The 16917-nt window shown below is 61.6% G+C and carries 19 protein-coding genes; 10 read left to right on the top strand and 9 right to left on the bottom strand.

The features are described 5' to 3' along the window. Positions 1-74 precede the first annotated feature (74 nt). The 4 genes from KJY40_RS12175 to KJY40_RS12190 all read left to right on the top strand — a co-directional run bounded on the left by KJY40_RS12175 (position 75) and on the right by KJY40_RS12190 (position 3567). A complete protein-coding gene (locus KJY40_RS12175) occupies positions 75-509 on the top strand; it encodes a rhodanese-like domain-containing protein (RefSeq protein ID WP_127797599.1) in 435 nt (144 codons plus the stop codon). Positions 510-763: 254 nt separating this feature from the next. Further along, entirely contained in the window at positions 764-1543 is a 780-nt protein-coding gene (locus tag KJY40_RS12180; protein WP_011333505.1) for an ABC transporter substrate-binding protein, read from the top strand. Positions 1544-1671: 128 nt separating this feature from the next. After that, positions 1672-2784: a succinylglutamate desuccinylase/aspartoacylase family protein gene (locus KJY40_RS12185; RefSeq protein WP_230737082.1), complete on the top strand. Its 1113-nt coding sequence runs from the start codon at positions 1672-1674 to the stop codon at positions 2782-2784. A gap of 66 nt (positions 2785-2850) precedes the next feature. Further along, positions 2851-3567: an alpha/beta hydrolase gene (locus KJY40_RS12190; protein WP_230737085.1), complete on the top strand. Its 717-nt coding sequence runs from the start codon at positions 2851-2853 to the stop codon at positions 3565-3567. Positions 3568-3570: 3 nt separating this feature from the next. On the opposite strand, the gene KJY40_RS12195 is transcribed toward KJY40_RS12190, so the two are convergent. Both KJY40_RS12195 and KJY40_RS12200 read right to left on the bottom strand, forming a co-directional pair. Further along, positions 3571-4137 carry a DcrB/PsbP domain-containing protein gene (locus KJY40_RS12195; protein ID WP_129974025.1) on the bottom strand — a complete coding sequence of 189 codons (567 nt, stop codon included), beginning with the start codon at positions 4135-4137 and terminating at the stop codon, positions 3571-3573. Between the two features lie 86 nt (positions 4138-4223). Continuing rightward, a complete protein-coding gene (locus tag KJY40_RS12200; RefSeq protein ID WP_230737087.1) occupies positions 4224-4997 on the bottom strand; it encodes a hypothetical protein in 774 nt (257 codons plus the stop codon). A 147-nt stretch (positions 4998-5144) separates the two neighbouring features. On the opposite strand from KJY40_RS12200, the gene KJY40_RS12205 reads away from it, so the two are divergent. Both KJY40_RS12205 and KJY40_RS12210 read left to right on the top strand, forming a co-directional pair. After that, a complete protein-coding gene (locus tag KJY40_RS12205) occupies positions 5145-5684 on the top strand; it encodes a chalcone isomerase family protein (RefSeq protein WP_230737088.1) in 540 nt (179 codons plus the stop codon). A gap of 76 nt (positions 5685-5760) precedes the next feature. Further along, positions 5761-7080: an Nramp family divalent metal transporter gene (locus KJY40_RS12210; protein ID WP_230737090.1), complete on the top strand. Its 1320-nt coding sequence runs from the start codon at positions 5761-5763 to the stop codon at positions 7078-7080. Here the strand turns inward: KJY40_RS12210 and KJY40_RS12215 are convergent. Next, positions 7077-7970 carry a LysR family transcriptional regulator gene (locus KJY40_RS12215; protein WP_230737679.1) on the bottom strand — a complete coding sequence of 298 codons (894 nt, stop codon included), beginning with the start codon at positions 7968-7970 and terminating at the stop codon, positions 7077-7079. The two genes, KJY40_RS12210 and KJY40_RS12215, sit on opposite strands and share 4 nt — an antisense overlap. A gap of 115 nt (positions 7971-8085) precedes the next feature. Here KJY40_RS12215 and KJY40_RS12220 point away from each other — a divergent pair, with 115 nt between their 5' ends. Beyond that, positions 8086-8688: an NADPH-dependent F420 reductase gene (locus KJY40_RS12220; protein WP_230737092.1), complete on the top strand. Its 603-nt coding sequence runs from the start codon at positions 8086-8088 to the stop codon at positions 8686-8688. A 106-nt stretch (positions 8689-8794) separates the two neighbouring features. Here KJY40_RS12220 and KJY40_RS12225 read toward each other — a convergent pair whose 3' ends face one another. Genes KJY40_RS12225 through KJY40_RS12235 form a run of 3 tightly spaced genes read right to left on the bottom strand, consistent with a single transcriptional unit; the run spans position 8795 to position 11376 of the window. After that, positions 8795-9976 carry an acetyl-CoA C-acetyltransferase gene (locus tag KJY40_RS12225; protein ID WP_007956270.1) on the bottom strand — a complete coding sequence of 394 codons (1182 nt, stop codon included), beginning with the start codon at positions 9974-9976 and terminating at the stop codon, positions 8795-8797. An 11-nt stretch (positions 9977-9987) separates the two neighbouring features. Beyond that, complete coding sequence (locus KJY40_RS12230; protein WP_115077327.1) at positions 9988-10653, bottom strand: CoA transferase subunit B; 666 nt, start codon at positions 10651-10653, stop codon at positions 9988-9990. A gap of 24 nt (positions 10654-10677) precedes the next feature. After that, complete coding sequence (locus KJY40_RS12235) at positions 10678-11376, bottom strand: CoA transferase subunit A (protein ID WP_230737093.1); 699 nt, start codon at positions 11374-11376, stop codon at positions 10678-10680. Between the two features lie 173 nt (positions 11377-11549). Here KJY40_RS12235 and KJY40_RS12240 point away from each other — a divergent pair, with 173 nt between their 5' ends. Then, positions 11550-12428 carry a LysR family transcriptional regulator gene (locus tag KJY40_RS12240; protein ID WP_230737095.1) on the top strand — a complete coding sequence of 293 codons (879 nt, stop codon included), beginning with the start codon at positions 11550-11552 and terminating at the stop codon, positions 12426-12428. A gap of 13 nt (positions 12429-12441) precedes the next feature. On the opposite strand, the gene KJY40_RS12245 is transcribed toward KJY40_RS12240, so the two are convergent. From KJY40_RS12245 to KJY40_RS12255, 3 genes are all read right to left on the bottom strand, one after another. After that, positions 12442-13281 carry an NAD-dependent protein deacetylase gene (locus KJY40_RS12245; RefSeq protein ID WP_230737098.1) on the bottom strand — a complete coding sequence of 280 codons (840 nt, stop codon included), beginning with the start codon at positions 13279-13281 and terminating at the stop codon, positions 12442-12444. An 82-nt stretch (positions 13282-13363) separates the two neighbouring features. Continuing rightward, positions 13364-14410 carry a class I SAM-dependent methyltransferase gene (locus KJY40_RS12250; RefSeq protein ID WP_230737100.1) on the bottom strand — a complete coding sequence of 349 codons (1047 nt, stop codon included), beginning with the start codon at positions 14408-14410 and terminating at the stop codon, positions 13364-13366. Positions 14411-14592: 182 nt separating this feature from the next. Further along, a complete protein-coding gene (locus tag KJY40_RS12255; protein ID WP_230737101.1) occupies positions 14593-15018 on the bottom strand; it encodes a hypothetical protein in 426 nt (141 codons plus the stop codon). Between the two features lie 279 nt (positions 15019-15297). Here KJY40_RS12255 and KJY40_RS12260 point away from each other — a divergent pair, with 279 nt between their 5' ends. Both KJY40_RS12260 and KJY40_RS12265 read left to right on the top strand, forming a co-directional pair. Beyond that, positions 15298-16137: an HvfB family MNIO-type RiPP peptide maturase gene (locus KJY40_RS12260; RefSeq protein WP_230737103.1), complete on the top strand. Its 840-nt coding sequence runs from the start codon at positions 15298-15300 to the stop codon at positions 16135-16137. Next, positions 16130-16879 carry an HvfC family RiPP maturation protein gene (locus KJY40_RS12265; RefSeq protein WP_230737105.1) on the top strand — a complete coding sequence of 250 codons (750 nt, stop codon included), beginning with the start codon at positions 16130-16132 and terminating at the stop codon, positions 16877-16879. Before KJY40_RS12260 ends, KJY40_RS12265 begins: the two co-directional genes overlap by 8 nt. Positions 16880-16917 lie beyond the last annotated feature (38 nt).

Here is a 16917-nt window from a genome sequence, read left to right on the forward strand (position 1 = left end):
CTTGTGCGCCACTGTAGCGGCAAGCAGCGGCTCGATAAAGTCTGTTCACCCCACAGACAAAGGAGTGATTCAACATGCCCAGCCTGGTTCGTGAAATTCCTGCCGCCCCTTCGGCCATTGCCCTGATGCATTTCAGTAACCGTCTGACCTTCGAAACCGATTGTTCCGACGTCTTCAGCAGTCAGGAAGCCGGCGAAGTCGATTTTGTACTGGTGGACGTGCGTGGGCCGCTGGCCTTCGAGCGTGGGCATGTCCCCGGGGCGATCAATATTCCGGGGCGTTTGCTGACGGCGGAGGGGTTGGTGGACTACTCGAAAAACACACTGTTCGTGGTTTATTGCGCCGGCCCTCATTGCAATGGCGCCAACAAGGCCGCGGTGAAGCTGGCGGCGCTGGGTTATCCGGTCAAGGAAATGATCGGCGGGGTGACGGGCTGGCTGGATGAAGGCTTTCAGTTGAGTGTTGCGACACCGCGCGTCGCCACCGCGCCGATCGCTTGCGATTGTTGATAGCCAGAGAGTTGCCGCTTCGGCGGCACCTTTTGTCGGCTTTGTCCTACAACCCTTGCACCGCTCTGGCGCACACTTTTCCCACGTGATGGCACTCGCCGATTTTCTGTAAGTATTTGTCGCTTAAACACAATTTGCCCCGTGCGCGCCGCCATAGACTGCCGGCCACTTCGGTTTCTTTGCGCTACACAGCCCAAGGCCGAACCTGACAATCGAAAGCTGCCAATAAAAGCCTCCGCACACGGGAGTAATAAATGAAAAAGCTGGTTATGTTCGGTGCCCTGGCACTGTCGATGTTGTCCCTGACCGCCGTGGCCGAAGACGCCAAACCGATCCGTATCGGTATCGAAGCCGGTTACCCGCCATTCTCGATGAAAACCCCTGACGGCAAACTGGCCGGTTTCGACGTGGACATCGGCGATGCGCTGTGTGAGCAGATGAAAGTCAAATGCACCTGGGTCGAGCAAGAGTTCGACGGCCTGATCCCGGCGCTGAAAGTGAAGAAGATCGACGCGATCCTTTCCTCGATGACCATCACTGACGACCGCAAGAAAAACGTCGATTTCACCATCAAGTACTACCACACCCCGGCGCGCTTCGTGATGAAGGCAGGCTCCGGCGTGAAAGACCCGCTGACCGAGCTCAAAGGCAAGAAAGTCGGCGTGCTGCGCGCCAGTACCCACGACCGTTACGCCACCGAAGTGCTGGTGCCGGCAGGCATCGAGCTGGTGCGTTACGGCTCGCAGCAGGAAGCCAACCTGGACATGGTGTCCGGTCGTATCGACGCGATGCTGGCCGACTCGGTCAACCTGAGCGACGGCTTCCTGAAAACCGACGCCGGCAAAGGCTTCGAATTCGTCGGCCCAACTTACGAAGACGCCAAGTACTTCGGCGGCGGCGCCGGTATCGCAGTGCGTAAAGGCGATACCGAGCTGGCGGAGAAATTCAACACCGCCATCAACGAAATCCGCGCCAACGGCAAGTACAAGCAAGTGCAGGACAAGTACTTCGACTTTGACGTGTACGGCCATTAATACGCCGTAGAAAAAAGTGGCCCCGTTGACGCGGTGGCCACTTTTTTTTCGCCCGTGTTTTATCCTGTCAGCACATTTTCAATGCAGTCATTGCCTCGGCAGCGACCACAGAATTTCCGGAGTTCCCCATGCAACGCATCGACCATCTTCTGCCCTGGAGCCACCTGGGCAGCGAACGTTCCCTGAGCGTGTTCCGTTACGGCGCCGGCCCGCGCAAGGTCTACATTCAGGCCAGCCTGCACGCCGATGAACTGCCGGGCATGCGTACCGCGTGGGAGCTGAAAAAACGCCTGGCCGAGCTGGAAAGCAACGGTCAGTTGCAAGGCGTGATCGAACTGGTGCCGGTGGCCAACCCGATCGGCCTCGATCAGCACCTGCAAGGCAGCCACATGGGGCGCTTCGAGCTGGGCAGCGGCAAGAATTTCAATCGCTCCTTCGTCGAGCTCAGTGCGCCGGTGGCCGAGCGCATCGGGAGTCAGTTGGGCGGTGATGCCCAAGCCAACATCGCGCTGATCCGCCAGACCATGGGCCAGGTGCTCGATGAGTTGCCGGCCCCGGCCTCGCAACTGGAAGCGCTGCACCGACTGTTGTTGCGCCACGCCTGTGAGGCCGACATCACCCTCGATCTGCATTGCGATTTCGACGCCGCGATTCATATTTACGCACTGCCGCAGCACTGGCCGCAGTGGCGATCCCTCGCCGCACGCCTGAAGGCTGGCGTGGCGCTGTTGTGTGAAGATTCCGGTGGCAGTTCGTTCGATGAATCCTGCTCCTCGCCGTGGTTGCGCCTGGCGCGGATGTTCCCGGAGGCTGCGATTCCACCGGCCAACCTCGCTACCACACTGGAACTGGGCAGCATGGGCGACACCCGCGTCGATCAGGCTCAGGCCAATTGCGAGGCGATTCTGGGCTTTTTGGCCGAGCAGGGCTTCATCAGCGGTGAATGGCCGAAAGCACCGGAGGAATGCTGCGAAGGCATGCCGTTCGAAGGCACCGAATACCTGTTCGCCCCGCACCATGGCGTGGTGAGTTTCCTGCGCGATGCCGGTGAGTGGGTCGAGCGCGGCGATGCGCTGTTCGAAGTGGTCGATCCGCTGAACGACCACGTGACCACCGTGCGCGCCGGCACCAGCGGCGTGTTGTTCGCCATCGATCGCGGACGCTACACCCAGCCGGGCATCTGGCAGGCGAAGGTGGCGGGGCGCGAGCCGATCCGGGCGGGCAAGCTGATCAACGACTGACACCCCATCCTCCGGATCACAGTGTTAGGCTCTGCCCCGAACCCTGCACTGTGTGAAGGAAGGCTTATGTTGAAGGTGTTTGCGCTGTTGACGCTGCTCGCGTCCACTGCCGTTCAGGCTCAGACCTCGCTGCAAAACGATCTGCCACTCAACTACCTGGCCCAGGTGCACCCGGACGCCGAACAGCGTCCGCTGGTGATTTTCCTGCATGGCTATGGCAGCAACGAAGCAGACTTGATCGGTATGAAGTTTCAGCTGCCCAAGCAATACAACTACCTGTCGGTGCAGGCGCCGATGGCGTTGGGGGAAGGGCGTTTCCAGTGGTTTCGCAAGAAAGGCGAAGGTGCTTACAACGGCGAGACTGATGATCTGAAGGCCAGCAGCCAGAAACTGCGGGCCTTTATCGCCGCTGCGGCGCAGAAGTATCACGCGCAACCGGACAAGGTGTACCTGATCGGTTTCAGCCAGGGCGCGATGATGACCTACGAGGTCGGGCTGCGGCAGCCGGCGGCGGTGGGTGGCATTGCGGCGTTGAGCGGGCGGGTGTTGCCGGTGCTCAAGGGTGAGCTGAAGTCAACGCAACAACATCCGCCGCTTGAAATCTTCATCGGCCATGGCACGGCGGATGACCGGGTCCCCTACAGTGGCGCCACCGCGGCCAAAGAGCTGCTCGAGAAGCTGGATTACAAACCAGCGTTCCATGCCTATCCCGGCGTCGGCCACAGCATCAGCGCGGCCGAGCTTCGGGATTTGAACGACTGGTTGCAGCAACTCAATCCCTGAAAATCACTTTTCCTTGAGGATGGTTTTCACCAATGCCTCGTGACCGCTCTTGTCGCTGGCCCGGGAAATCACCTGGACCAGCGCCATGCGCGTGCCGGAACCGGCCAGCAACGTGGTGTTGAGGGTCTGGCCGCCGCCCTGGGTGGCGGTGCTGTCGACCTGACGCAGGCCCAGGCCATTGCCTTTCTGGGTCAGGCTCTTTTCGCTGAGCTTGTTGAAGTCTGGCAGTGCCTTGCGCTGGGCGTCGATGAAATCGGAGACGGTGCCGTCGAGGAACGCACTGTCGTTGTCCTTGACGTTGTTGCCTTCGGGAATCTGGTTTTCGGCGACGATGACCACAGTCTTGGTGGCATCGTTGCTGTACATGGTGCCCTTGGCACCGGTCGGGCCGGCCGGCAGCGGGTCGCCGACAAAGCCCTTGGGCAGGACAAAACTGAATTTGCCATCGAGCATCGAGACTTTCTCGGTGACAACCTTTTCTTTGGCCTTGGCTGCCTGAGCATTGATGGCGCCGAAACCGGCCACCGCCGCCAACAACAGGACGACGGCTTTCTTGCTAAGCAATGACATTCGAATCTCCGAGGGATGGTGGCGCTTGGGCGGCGATCATCCCACGGAGCACACCCGGCACTCCAGAGCGGTTTGTCCGGGCGGGTTCAGTTCGGCGACGGTGCCGGCGCGGGTTTGGCCAGCAACTGCCGGGTGACGCCCAGCATCGCCACTGAAACGGCCACAGCCACCACGAAACCGCCGAAACCCAGACTTGGGACTGTCAGTGCCAGCACCAGACAAAACGCCGAAAACGAATACATCCCCGTCGCCGTCGCCCGCAACAACGCGGCGGTGAACGCCGGGCCACGGGTCTGCTGGGAAAACACCGCCATCACGCTGCCGAGCACCGGGAACACCGCGAGCAATCCGCTCCAGCGCTCGCCGACAGTGCTGGCCAGCATGGTCACCACCAGCGTCAACGCGGCCCCGGCGATCATCCGCCAGACCAGTTTGTCCGACTTCGGCGCCGGGCCGCTGACCACCGGTTGCACCTTGGGAAACAGGTATGGCGCGGCAAGAAGGGCAGTTGCAGCGGCGGCAATCGAGAAAGGCAACGAGGCCGGAATCAGCGACAGAATCAGCGCCAGCACGGCCCAGACCGATAAGGAAACCACCAGCGCCAACGGCCAGTTCGCCCGCTGCGCCACCTGCGCATAAGTGATGCAAAACGCGATCATCGCAAACATGGCCGACAGCGCCGCCACCGCCGATTGCGCGGCAAACGCCGGGCCCTGCTCAATGGCGAGGAAAAACAGAATCGGCCCGACCACCACCGGCAACCCCGACAGCCACCCGGCGACACTCGGGCCCCAACGCTTGCCCGCGAGGGAAATCAGCAGCAGGAAACCGGGAATCAGCAGCAGTTTGAGGATCAGCACGCAGGTGTCTCCGTCAGGTCAATGAGGGCCACGTTAGCATCGTCATGAACGGATTGCTGCATATGTATGCAAAACATGTATACAAAATGACCAGCGCGATAGCGGACTATGCTCTGAGTATCAGGGGTTACCGGAGTCGATGCCGCGATGAGCAGTACACCGAAGGTGTTGCGTGGATGCTGCGGGATCGGCTTGTGGGCCTTGTTGCTGACACCCACCTGGGCCAGTTGGCAGGACGCAGTGCCCGGCGCACAGATCATCGGCACTGGCGATTTCAGTGTGTTCGGTTTCGATGTCTACAACGCCCGACTGTGGAGCGCGGCGCGACCGCTGGCCGAGGGTCAGCCCTTTGCGCTGGAATTGATCTACCGACGCAATGTCTCCCGCGATGATCTGGTGAAGGCCAGCGTCGATGAGATCAAACGCTTGGCCGGTTCCTCGATCAGTCCAGGCCAACTTGCGCTGTGGCAGGCACAGATGCAGCAATCCTTCGTCGACGTCCAGGCCGGCACGCGGATTACCGGGGTGTACTTGCCGGGGCAGGGCGCGCGGTTCTTTGTCGGCCAGCAGTTGCAGCATGAAATCGATGATCCGCAGTTTGCCCGGGCGTTTTTCGACATCTGGCTCGACCCGCGCACGCGCAGTCCCGAGCTGCGCCAGCAATTGCTGGGTAACGCCAAACCCTGAGCGCAGCACATCTGTGCTTGGGCGCGCTGACTGAAACGTCTAAGCTGCGTCTTTCGTCTTGTTTCTGGATGTGTGCGTGAAATTCAGCTTGCCCAAAATCGCCACGGCGCCGTTCTGCCCGCCGGAAGTGGCCGGCAGTGTCCCGGTCGATCCCAATGCCTCGTTCTTCAAACGCGTGCTGCGCTTTGCCGGCCCCGGTTTGCTGGTGTCGATCGGCTACATGGATCCGGGCAACTGGGCCACCGCCATCGAGGCCGGTTCGCGTTTCGGTTACAGCCTGTTGTTCGTGGTGTTGCTGGCGAGTCTGGCGGGCATGGTCGTGCAATGCCTGTGCTCGCGGTTGGGCATCGCCACCGGGCGCGATCTGGCGCAGCTGTCCCGCGAGCGCTACAGCACTCCGACGGCGCGGCTGCAATGGGTGCTGGCGGAAATCTCGATCATCGCGACCGACCTCGCAGAAGTACTCGGCTGCGCGCTGGCGTTTCACTTGCTGCTGGGGTGTTCGCTGACATTCGGCATCGCCCTGACGGCGTTCGATACGTTGCTGGTATTGGCCCTGCAAAACCGTGGCTTCCGCCGACTGGAAGCGATCATGCTGGTGCTGGTGGGTACCATCGGCGCGTGTTTTTTCGTTGAATTGCTGTTGATCAAACCGTACTGGCCAGACGTCGCCCAGGGCTTCAAACCGTCGCTGTCAGCGATTGGCGATGCCGCGCCGTTGTACCTGGCCATCGGCATCCTCGGCGCCACCGTCATGCCGCACAACCTGTACCTGCACACGTCGATCGTGCAGACACGGCTGATCGGCAAGGATCTGGCCAGCAAGCAGGACGCGGTGAAACTGGCGCGCATCGACACCATCGGCTCGTTGGCGCTGGCATTGCTGGTCAACGCGGCGATCCTGATTCTCGCGGCGGCGGCCTTTCATCAGTCCGGACACACCGACGTGGTCGACATCCAGGACGCCTATCACTTGCTCGACCCCCTGGTGGGCGGCGCGCTGGCCAGTGTGTTGTTTGGCGTGGCGCTGCTGGCCTCGGGGCAGAGTTCGACCTTCACCGGCACCATCGCCGGGCAGGTGATCATGGAAGGCTATCTGAACCTGCGGATCCCTTGCTGGCAGCGGCGCCTGATTACCCGTGGGCTGGCGCTGATTCCGGCGTTCATCGGCGTGTGGCTGATGGGCGACGGCGCGGTGGGCAAATTACTGGTGTTGAGCCAGGTGGTGTTGAGCCTGCAATTGCCGTTTGCACTGTATCCGCTGATTCGCATGACCAACGACAAACAATTGATGGGGCCGTTTGTGAACCGGTTGCCGACCAAGGTTCTCGCGTGGGGATTGTTTGTGGTGATCAGCGGGGCGAATGCCTGGCTGATTCTGCAGCTGGCGGCCTAACGGCCAAACGCTTCCACCACAAAATCAATGAACACCCGGGTCTTGGCCGGCAGCAAAGTGCGGCTGGGGTAGTACAGCGAAATCGCGCCGGCATCGCATTGCCAGTCGGGCAACAGTCGCACCAGTTCACCGCGTTCGATCTGCGCACTGACATCGGGCAGCACCAGCATCGTCACGCCCAGACCCAACAACGCCGCGGTGCGCATGGCCATCGGGTCATTCAGCACGATGTTCGGGTTGAGCAGGGCGCTGGCCTGTTCGCCGGCTTCGTTGTGCATCTGCCATTGGCGCAGGCGCCCGGTGCGCAGGCCGCGCATGACGATGCCGTGGTGATCGGCGAGATCAGTCGGATGTCGCGGCAGTGTGCGGCCGGCCAGATACGTCGGCGACGCCACCGCCAGCACTTCGGCGGACGACAATGGCCGGGCGACCACGCCGGGCGTCAGTTCGAAGCCGCCACCAATCGCCACGTCGTAGCCCTCGGCGATCAGATCCACCTGACGATTCTCGAAGTGCCATTCCGGGCGAATCAGCGGATAGCGCGCCAGAAACTCCGGCAGCAGCGGCAGCATGTGATCGATGCCGAACGTCGGCGGCAGGCTGATCTTGAGCACGCCCGCCGGCTCGCCGCGCTCGGTCGCCACCGTCGCAATCGCTGCCTGCAAGGCGTCGAGGTTGCCGCCGATGCTCGCCAGAAAACCTTCACCTGCCTCGGTCAACGACAGCTTGCGGGTCGAGCGCTGAAACAGCCGCACGCCGAGGTTGCGTTCAAGAATCGCCACGTTGCGACTGACCGCCGCCGGGGTTAGCGCCAGCAACCGTGCGGCGGCGGAGAAGCTGCCGGTCTCGGCGCTGCGGACGAAAGATTCCAGATTGGCAAGGGTTTCCATAGGTTCGACCTGATAGCGATGCTTGAAGATCATTCAAGACATTACCGGCTAATCAAGTGGGAATGGCAAGCGCAAGATTCGTTTCGAGTCTTACCCCCACTTTGAGGAGAACACCATGAGCACTATCGGAATCATCGGCGCTGGCGCCATCGGTACAGCGTTTGCCAAAGCCTTGTCGCGTCAGGGCATCCCGTTGGTCATCGCCAACAGTCGCGGGCCGGAGACCCTGGCCGAGCTGGTCGCGGAACTCGGCCCGACTGCCCGTGCCGTTAGCCGTGAAGAAGCAGCGGCTCAGGACATCGTGCTGGTCGCGGTGAACTGGTCGAAACTGCCGACCGCACTGGCCGGGCTCCCGGACTTCGGTGGACGGATCGTTATCGACGCCAACAATTCGATTGAAGCGCCATCGTTCAAACCGGTGGATTTGCAGGGGCGGCCGTCCAGCGAAGTGTTCGCCGAATGGGTGCCGGGCGCGCGGGTGGTCAAGGCGTTCAACCACTTGCTGGCGCGTTTGCTGGAAGCGGATCCGGCGTCGGAGGGGGGCAAGCGTGTGCTGTTCCTGTCCGGCGATGATGCGCAGGCCAAGGCTGAAGTGGCAGCGCTGATCGATCAGCTCGGCTTCTTCGGTATCGATCTGGGCGAGTTGAGCGTGGGTGCGCGACTGGTGCAGTTCCCGGGCGGGCCGTTGCCGGTGCTGAATCTGGTGAAATTTGGCTGACGACCGAGCAAAAAAATACCCGGTGCGACGTGAGTCGTACCGGGTTTGTTGCCAACGGGCAGTGGATGTCGTGGATCCGCCGCCCGCTGTTGAACCTCTTTTGCGCTTACGCGCGTTCCAGCGCCAGGGCCACGCCTTGACCGCCGCCGATGCACAGGGTCGCCAGACCCTTTTTCGCATCACGCTTGATCATTTCGTGCAGCAGGGTCACCAGTACGCGGCAGCCCGATGCACCGATCGGGTGACCGAGGGCGATGGCGCCGCCGTTGACGTTGACCTTGTCCAGATCCCATTGCAGATCCTTGGCCACCGCCAGCGATTGTGCGGCGAAAGCTTCGTTGGCTTCGATCAGGTCCAGTTGGCCGATGCTCCAGCCAGCCTTGTCCAGGCAGCGGCGAGTGGCGGAAACCGGGCCTATGCCCATGATTGCCGGGTCGACACCGGCGTTGGCGTACGCGGCGATCTTCGCCAGTACCGGCAGGCCCAGGGCCTTGGCTTTTTCGGCGCTCATCAGGATCACGGCAGCTGCGCCGTCGTTCAGCGACGAAGCGTTGCCAGCGGTGACGCTGCCGTCTTTCTTGAAGGCCGGACGCAGTTTGGCCAGGGATTCGGCGGTGGTGTCGCCGCGTGGCTGCTCGTCGACCTTGAACGCCACCGGATCGCCTTTGCGCTGCGGGATCAGGATCGGGGTGATCTCATCGACAAAACGACCGGCCTCGATGGCAGCGGCGGCTTTCTGTTGCGACGCGGCAGCAAAGGCGTCCTGCTGCTCGCGGCTGATCTCGTACTTCTCGACCAGGTTCTCGGCGGTGATGCCCATGTGGTAGTCGTTGAACGCATCCCACAGGCCATCGCTGATCATGGTGTCGACGATCTGTGCGTGACCCATGCGCAGACCGGTGCGTGCGCCCGGCATGACGTAGTTGGCCAGGCTCATGTTTTCCTGGCCGCCGGCGATGATCACGTCTGCGTCGCCGCAACGGATCGCCTGGGCACCGAGGTGCAGGGCCTTGAGGCCCGAGCCGCAAACCTTGTTCAGGGTCATGGCCGGTACGGCGTGAGGCAGGCCGGCCTTGATCGCCGACTGGCGCGCCGGGTTCTGGCCGGCGCCGGCGGTCAGCACCTGGCCCATGATCACTTCATCGACCTGGGCACCGTCCAGGCCGGTCTGCTCAAGCAACTGGCGGATGACCGCTGCGCCCAGATCCACGGCGGAGACGGTGGCCAGCGAACCCTGGAAACTGCCGATCGCGGTACGCGTGGCGGCAACAATGACGACGTCTTGCATTTTCGAATTCCTCACTCGGCAGCGAACTGCATTTCCGGTACGTGATCCGGGACGATCAGTTTACCAGCGGTTTTGGCGACGATTTCCTCGACGCTGACGCCAGGTGCGCGTTCCTTGAGGACAAAAGCGCCATTTTCGATTTCCAGGTAGGCGAGGTCGGTCAGGACGCGCTTGATGCAACCGGCGCCGGTCAGCGGCAGGCTGCACTGGCTCAGCAACTTGGACTCACCATCCTTGGACGCGTGGGTCATGATGACGATGATGTTGTCGGCGCCGGCCACCAGGTCCATCGCGCCGCCCATGCCCTTGACCAGTTTGCCGGGGATCATCCACGAGGCGATGTTGCCTTGTACGTCCACTTCGAACGCGCCGAGCACGGTCAGGTCGACGTGGCCGCCGCGGATCATCGCGAAGGATTCGGCAGAGCTGAAGATCGAAGCGCCGATCCGCGCGGTCACGGTCTGCTTGCCGGCGTTGATCATGTCGGCATCGATGGTTTCTTCTGTCGGGAAAGGACCCATGCCGAGCAGGCCGTTTTCCGATTGCAGCATGACTTCCATGCCTTCGGGGATGTAGTTGGCGACCAGGGTCGGGATGCCGATGCCGAGGTTCACGTAGTAGCCGTCCTGCATTTCGCGGGCGACGCGTTGAGCCATTTGTTCGCGGGTAAGTGCCATGTTCTTGTTCTCCGTCAGCCTGGATTATTTGCGGATGGTGCGTTGTTCGATGCGTTTTTCGAACGTGCCGCAAATGACCCGGTCGACGTAGATGCCGGGCGTGTGGATGTGTGCCGGATCCAGCTCGCCGGGTTCGACGATTTCTTCGACTTCGACCACGGTGATCTTGCCGGCGGTGGCGGCCAGCGGGTTGAAGTTCTGGGCGGTGTGGCGGTAGATGACGTTGCCGAAGTGGTCGGCCTTCCAGCCTTTGACGATGGCGAAGTCACCGGTGATGGACTCTTCCATCAGGTACTTGCGACCGTGGAATTCACGCACTTCCTTGCCTTCGGCGACCGGGGTGCCGACGCCGGTCGCGGTGAAAAAGGCCGGGATGCCAGCACCGCCTGCGCGCATTTTTTCGGCGAGGGTGCCTTGCGGGGTCAGGACGACTTTGATGTCGCCTTTGAGCAGTTGCTCTTCGAACAGTTTGTTTTCGCCGACGTAGGAGGCGATCACCTTGCTGATCTGGCGGTCGGTCAGCAGCACGCCGAGGCCGAAGCCATCGACGCCGCAGTTGTTGGAGACGACGGTGAGGTCGCGGGTGCCCTTGCGCTTGATCTCGGCGATCAGGTTTTCCGGAATGCCGCACAGGCCGAAGCCGCCGGCGATCACGGTCATGCCGTCTTCAAGACCTGCCATGGCTTCCTCGTAGGAATACACGCGCTTGTCGAAACCTGCCATATGCACCTCTTTTATTGTTTGTCGGGCGGCTGGCTAGCCGAATGACTGGAGTGTCGCGCTGAAGGATATATTTGTTAAGTTGATTTTTAAGGTTGATTGATTGATAAAGTTCATTAAATGCCCGCCATGGCTGTCGGGCGGATATTCAGCTTAGCCCTTCAAGTGACACGAGCATGACCATCAAGCAGATCCGCGCCTTTCTCGCCGTAGCCCAGAGCCTGAGCTTTGCCGTCGCCTGCGAGCGCCTGCACCTGTCGCAATCGGCGTTGAGCCTGACCATCAAGGCGCTGGAGGAAGGGCTGGGCGGGCGCCTGTTCAGCCGCAACACGCGCAACGTGGCGCTGACCCCGGAGGGCGAATCGCTGCTGCCGCTGGCCCGGCGCCTGATCGCCGACTGGGACAACGCCGAAGACGAAATGCGCCAGCGCTTCAGTCTGCAACGCGGGCGGGTGACGCTGGCGGCGATGCCGTCCTTTGCCGGCAACCGGCTGCCGCCGATCCTCAAGACCTTCCGCGCGCGTTATCCGAACGTCAACGTCACGGTCAACGACGTGATCAACGAGCAAGTGCTGGAAATGGTCCGCGATCGTCAGGTTGAACTCGGCGTGGCGTTCGAGCCGATGCAGAACACCTCGCTGACCTTCACGCCGCTTTACCGGGATCGCTTCGTCGCTGTGGTGCCGCAGGATTCGCCGCTGGCCGACCGTAGCGACATTGATTGGCAGACTTTGCTGCAGGAACCGTTCATCACCCTGCAACGACCGTCCACGGTGCGGGTGATGCTGGAGGAACACTTGCAGGGCCGAGGAATGAAACTGCCGGTGGAATTTGAAAGCCATCAACTGGCGACCGTCGGGCGGATGGTGGCGAGCGGGCTGGGCGTCAGTGCGGTGCCGGCCTTATGTGCCGGACAGATGCGCGAACTGGGGGCGCGATGTCTGACATTGCATGAGCCGGTGGTGGAGCGGGCGATTGGCGTGCTGACCGATCCGGGGAATGAACTGTCGGCGGCGGCGCAGGCGCTTTTTGACATTCTCAAGGCTGAGCACTGACCTTGGGCGGTCGCTAAGTCAGGCGTTCTGTGAGCAGCGGCAGCAGCTGTTCGCACGACGCTTCAATTTTCAAATCCAGCAACTCATCCGCCCGTGTCTTCCCCAGATTGATCGCAATCAGCGGCTTGCCCCGATCCGCAATTACCCGGCACAGGCGAAACGCCGAATACGCCATCAGCGACGAACCCACCACCAGCATCCCGGCGGCATTTTCCGCCAGTGCCATGGCCCGCGCTGCCGTCGGCTGCGCTACGTTTTCTCCAAAAAACACCACGTCCGGTTTCATCCGTTCGCCTGCGCAATGCGGGCAATGCGGCACTTGGAAGCGTGCCTCGAAAGCCGGATCGAGCTGAGTGTCGCCGTCCGGTGCCTGTACGGCATCGACGCCGGCCAGATAGGGGTTCTGCGTTTCCATCAAGTGCTGAATCGAGTCCCGCTCGCTGCGCTGGCCGCAATCCAGGCACAGCACCCGGTGCAGGCTGCCGTGCAGTTCAATGACATCGTGACTGCCGGCCTGATCGTGCAGGGTGTCGACATTCTGGGTAATCAGGCCGCCGATCCGCCCGTGTCTTTGCAGACTGGCCAGCGCTTCATGGGCGGCGTTCGGCCGTGCCTGACGCACCCGTGGCCAGCCAAGCATGGCCCGCGCCCAATAGCGGCGGCGCGATTCCGGGGCGGCGAGGAATTCCTGGTACATCATCGGCTGCCGGCCACGGCGAACACCGTCGGTGTCGCGGTAGTCCGGGATGCCTGACGGCGTGCTGATGCCGGCGCCGGTCAGCACAATGAAGTCGCCGTCGGCCATGACCTGTTGCAGAAAGTCGAGCGGGTCCGGGAGGGGACGGTCGAGCATGATCAGCACTCCGCAGGCTGTAAGTGCCTTGCAGGTTAGCACTGACGGACGCCTCTTTTCAGAGGCGTCCGCTGCCCGACGGTTACTTGCGTGCCTCCAGAATCAGGTTGAACGGCGTCTGCGTCGCCCGCCGGAAGTGTTTGAAGCCCGCTTCCGTGAATACCTTGCGCAAGCGCGACTCGCCGGCCTGCGCACCGAGGCCGAGCCCCACTTCCTGGGACAGCGAATTTGGCGTGCAGATGAATGTCGACGCGGCATAGAACAAGCGCCCGACCGGTGTGATGTTTTCGTCCAGGGTGTCGTTGGCGAACGGCTCGACCAGCAGCACCGTGCCGTCGTCTTTCAGGGATTCAAAGGCATGTTTCGCCGCGCCGACCGGGTCGCCCATGTCGTGCAGGCAATCGAAATAGCAGATCAGGTCATAGTCATCGCCCGGATAGCTTTTCGCCGTGCCCTGGAAGAACCGCGCGCGATTGCTGACGCCGCCTTCTTCGGCCCGCTGGGTGGCGACGGTGATCGAAGGCGCGTGATAGTCGAAGCCGACGAACCGCGAGTTGGGATACGCCTGGGCCATGATTACCGTGGAAGCGCCGTGGCCGCAGCCGATGTCGGCAACCTTGGCGCCTTCTTCGAGTTTGGCCACCACACCGTCCAGCGCCGGCAGCCATTCGGCGATCAGATGCCCCTTGTAGCCCGGGCGGAAGAACCGCTCGGTGCCGGTGAACATGCACGGATGGTGATCGCCCCAGGGCAGGGCACCGTTGCCGCGCATGGCTTTGACCAGTTTGTCCTTGTCATGGAAAAACGACGCCACCACGCCGAGGCCACCGGCCACGTACACCGGCGAATCCTCCTTGGCCAGGGCCAGCGCCTGTTCTTCCGGCAGACGGAATTTGCCGTCGTGGTGTTCCATGTAGCCGGACGCCGCGTGGGCACTCAGCCATTCACGCACCAGTCGCGGGTTGCAGGTGGTTTTTGCTGCGAGGGATTCGGGGCTGATCGGCTGGCTGTCGGCCATTGCCCGATACAGGCCAAGTTCTTCGCCGACAATGACATTGGCCAGCATCGCTGCGCCGCCCATGTCGTTGACCAGTTTGCCCATGAATTCGTTGAGTCTGGCCTCGTCCATTTCATGTGCTCCTTTGACAGGATCACAGTCCGGTGGCGTTGGGGGTCGAGGCATTCACCACCGGGCGGTGGTCGTGGAAACGGGCAGGGCGTTACGACAGTCCTGCGTCCCCCTCGACTGGGTAGGATTGAGTCTAGTCGCACGAGGCCGAAATACTTCATCCGGCGCTGTCTTTGGAAGCCTTATTTACTTACGTCACACTTGAAATGTCCTTCGGTGACTTGATAACGCTCGTTGCAGGGGGCGGACACGCACATGAAGGAAAATGAGCCGGTCATTGTCCCTTCGGATGCACAGTATTGAAGCGTCAGCGTACCTTCTCGGGATAGCGCGATGGACGGTGGGGTGCAGAAAGTCGCCATGGCCTTGTTCTCGGCATTGCTGATGTGTAACGGATAGGTGATTTCAAAGCTCACATCCGACGAACAGGCGGGCACATAGAATTTCAATTCGCGATGATCCGCCGGATTGCCAGTCGGCGCGACATGAGTGGCCTTGATCTCCCAGCGCGGTCCTTTGGACAGGGTGAAGTTGTCGGCAGTGAAGTCGGGTTGGTCGTTGATCCTGGCGGTCAACGTGCCTGATGTCTGTCCCGCGAACGTACCCATGGCGTGGCTCCCGGTATCGGATGAAGGTTTGCGCTATTGGCGAAACCCAGTTTAAGGAGCGGTGTTGCCGGGCGATACTGTCAAAGTTGACAGGTATAAGAATCAGGTTTTTATTCCGTTTTTGCAGAATGACGCTGTGTATCCCAGTGTGTATGACCCCGTCACCGATACAATCCCGACGATGTTTGCGACGTTGCCAACACAACCGTGATACAGCGCCGGGTTCAACTGGTCTCCCGAATCGCCATCTCCGGTGATTGCTCAGCAGAGGCCAGGACCATGCAGACTCCCCACCCCACCTTGCAGGCCAGCGTCGGGCTCGGCCTGCGTCGCGGCCTGATGAAAGACCTGCAAGCCGCCCGCACCGGCGATTTCGACTTTCTGGAAGTCGCCCCGGAAAACTGGATCGGCGTCGGCGGTGCCCATGGCGCCGCGCTGCGCGAGTTGGCCGAGCGTTATCCATTGTCCTGTCACGGACTGTCGTTGTCGCTCGGTGGCCCGGCGCCGCTGGACGTCGGTTTTCTCCGGGAAGTGCGGACCTTTCTCGATCATCACCAAGTGCCGCTGTACAGCGAACACCTGAGTTATTGCAGCGACGACGGTCACCTCTACGACCTGTTGCCGCTGCCGTTCACCGAAGAGGCGGTGCACCACGTCGCGGCACGGATCCGCCAGGCCCAGGACATTCTCTGTCGGCGCCTGGCGGTGGAAAACGTTTCCTACTACGCCGCACCCCGGCAGGACATGGACGAAGTGACCTTCACCAACGCCGTGCTGCGCGAGGCCGATTGCGACCTGCTGCTGGATGTGAACAACGTCTACGTCAACTCGATCAACCACGGTTTCGATCCGCAGACATTTCTGGCCGCCATCGAGCCGGGCCGGGTGGTCGGCATGCATGTGGCGGGGCACTTTGATGAGTCCGACACGCTGAAAATCGATACCCACGGCGCCTCGGTCAAACCGGTGGTCTGGGCGTTGCTGGCCGACGCTTATGCCCGATTCGGCGCGCAGCCGACCTTGCTGGAGCGGGATTTCAATTTTCCGGCGTTTTCTGAACTGGTGGCCGAGTTGCAAACCATCCGCCGCCTGCAAACCGAAGGAGCCTCGCGTGGATAATCTTCTGCTGCAACAACAGGCCCTGACCCGCTATTTGCGCGATCCAGAGCATGAAGCGCCACCCGCCGACATGAACGCGGCACGGGTCAATGTCTATCGCGACCTGGTGTTCAACAACGTCTCGCAACTGCTGGGCAGCACATTTCCGGTGCTGATCCGGATCATCGGCCAGGAACGCTGGCGCACATTGATTCGTGGCTTCCTGCGGGACTACCGCGCGCAGACGCCGAAATTCGGTGAGATCGCCGAGGAGTTTGTCGGTTACCTCGCCTCGGAACCTGCCGTGTTGAGCGAAGGCGACTGGCCGGCGTTTCTGGTGGAGCTGGCGCATTACGAGTGGGTGGAAATGGTGTTGCAGCAGTCCGACGCAGAACCTTTGCCCGCGAGTGATCCGGTGCGATTGCTGGAGCGGCCGTTGCAGGTTTCGGCACTGGCCTGGCCATTGGCGTACACCTGGCCGGTGCAGATGCTCGGGCCGGACCATCAACCGGTCACGCCACCGGCCCAGCCGACGCTTTTGCTGGTACGGCGCACGACGGACTGGAGTGTGAAGTTTTCCGAGTTGAGCCCGCTGGCGTGGCGGTTGTTGCAGCGGATCGAGGAATTCCCGTTGCTGAGCGGTCGTGAGCAACTGCAAGGCTTGGGATTGGAGACGGGGTTGCCGGCAACGGTGTCATTCATGGACAGCGGTCTGGCGTTGTTGCAGCAACTGCATGAGGACGGAGTGATCGGCATCAACTGATCTCACCGACAACAAAAAGCCCTGTGAGAGCATTGGCT

This window comes from Pseudomonas fitomaticsae, from assembly GCF_021018765.1.
Lineage (GTDB): Bacteria > Pseudomonadota > Gammaproteobacteria > Pseudomonadales > Pseudomonadaceae > Aquipseudomonas > Aquipseudomonas fitomaticsae.

Excerpts from the sequence above, each read along its gene's own strand:
- KJY40_RS12175 (WP_127797599.1), top strand. The coding sequence starts at position 75 with ATGCCCAGCCTGGTTCGTGAAATTCCTGCCGCCCCTTCGGCCATTGCC.
- KJY40_RS12180 (WP_011333505.1), top strand. The coding sequence starts at position 764 with ATGAAAAAGCTGGTTATGTTCGGTGCCCTGGCACTGTCGATGTTGTCC.
- KJY40_RS12185 (WP_230737082.1), top strand. The coding sequence starts at position 1,672 with ATGCAACGCATCGACCATCTTCTGCCCTGGAGCCACCTGGGCAGCGAA.
- KJY40_RS12190 (WP_230737085.1), top strand. The coding sequence starts at position 2,851 with ATGTTGAAGGTGTTTGCGCTGTTGACGCTGCTCGCGTCCACTGCCGTT.
- KJY40_RS12195 (WP_129974025.1), bottom strand. The coding sequence starts at position 4,137 with ATGTCATTGCTTAGCAAGAAAGCCGTCGTCCTGTTGTTGGCGGCGGTG.
- KJY40_RS12205 (WP_230737088.1), top strand. The coding sequence starts at position 5,145 with ATGAGCAGTACACCGAAGGTGTTGCGTGGATGCTGCGGGATCGGCTTG.
- KJY40_RS12215 (WP_230737679.1), bottom strand. The coding sequence starts at position 7,970 with ATGGAAACCCTTGCCAATCTGGAATCTTTCGTCCGCAGCGCCGAGACC.
- KJY40_RS12220 (WP_230737092.1), top strand. The coding sequence starts at position 8,086 with ATGAGCACTATCGGAATCATCGGCGCTGGCGCCATCGGTACAGCGTTT.
- KJY40_RS12225 (WP_007956270.1), bottom strand. The coding sequence starts at position 9,976 with ATGCAAGACGTCGTCATTGTTGCCGCCACGCGTACCGCGATCGGCAGT.
- KJY40_RS12230 (WP_115077327.1), bottom strand. The coding sequence starts at position 10,653 with ATGGCACTTACCCGCGAACAAATGGCTCAACGCGTCGCCCGCGAAATG.
- KJY40_RS12235 (WP_230737093.1), bottom strand. The coding sequence starts at position 11,376 with ATGGCAGGTTTCGACAAGCGCGTGTATTCCTACGAGGAAGCCATGGCA.
- KJY40_RS12240 (WP_230737095.1), top strand. The coding sequence starts at position 11,550 with ATGACCATCAAGCAGATCCGCGCCTTTCTCGCCGTAGCCCAGAGCCTG.
- KJY40_RS12245 (WP_230737098.1), bottom strand. The coding sequence starts at position 13,281 with ATGCTCGACCGTCCCCTCCCGGACCCGCTCGACTTTCTGCAACAGGTC.
- KJY40_RS12250 (WP_230737100.1), bottom strand. The coding sequence starts at position 14,410 with ATGGACGAGGCCAGACTCAACGAATTCATGGGCAAACTGGTCAACGAC.
- KJY40_RS12255 (WP_230737101.1), bottom strand. The coding sequence starts at position 15,018 with ATGGGTACGTTCGCGGGACAGACATCAGGCACGTTGACCGCCAGGATC.
- KJY40_RS12260 (WP_230737103.1), top strand. The coding sequence starts at position 15,298 with ATGCAGACTCCCCACCCCACCTTGCAGGCCAGCGTCGGGCTCGGCCTG.